Origin of the sequence: Lysinibacillus alkalisoli, from assembly GCF_014643595.1 — a bacterium.
Classification (GTDB): Bacteria; Bacillota; Bacilli; order Bacillales_A; family Planococcaceae; genus Metalysinibacillus; species Metalysinibacillus alkalisoli.
Window position 1 is genome coordinate 1 of the sequence record NZ_BMJT01000033.1, and the last position, 749, is coordinate 749.

Sequence of the window (749 nt, forward strand, 5' to 3'; positions counted from 1 at the left end):
TCTCTTCTATTAATCTAGTCGCAGGGCTACACAATATCGAGCATCAACGTTTGATTTTACCTTAATGGAGTTAGAACTTGTGGAGATAATACCACATGATGTTCTAACTCTTTTAATTTGGGCAGAAAATACGTAAAAAAACAAATATATATCAGTTGAAGGGAATGAATGATTTGGCAACAGGTGATTTAGTAAAGTTAGGGGCGTTGTATGTTGGAGGTGCCATAAAAGCGAGGCCGCAAAAACCTTGGCGTAATGATTCTACTCCGCCGGGCGGCAGTGATAATGGAGATATACCAAACTATAGCGCAGGGCAAACAATTGAAATCAAAGACACGCCGTCAAATGTCGCTAATCAAATCTATTGGCGAGAAGTGGTTGAGGGCAATAAAAAATACCTTGTTTGTGACCGTAATCTATTAGTTAGTATTTCGTGGGATGACCTAAATGGCCAAAACCTAATTAAAGGTAAGCAAATCAAAATTGATGGGCAAGACTACTTATTACGTGTTTTGACGGGTGGAGATAATTATCGTAGCGGCAACGACAACTATTCAGGAGGCAGACTGCCAAATGAATGGGATAAGTGGATTACCAACGAAGGTAACCTATCGGGGTTGCCCAAGCCGACTGCTACAGATTTAGATAGCAGTCAAACTGCAGCAGATTTAAATGGAGCACACAATCAGTTTTGGAATTGGTTTTATGTGTGGTCATGGGCGCAGGAAGTTTATTCGGGTAATAGCGGT

General features: G+C 40.9%; 1 pseudogene. It reads left to right on the forward strand.

Going from position 1 to position 749, the window contains the following annotated elements:
* Nucleotides 1–173: 173 nt before the first annotated feature.
* Nucleotides 174–749 (forward strand): annotated as a pseudogene (locus tag IEW44_RS15825) (hypothetical protein); the annotation flags it as partial.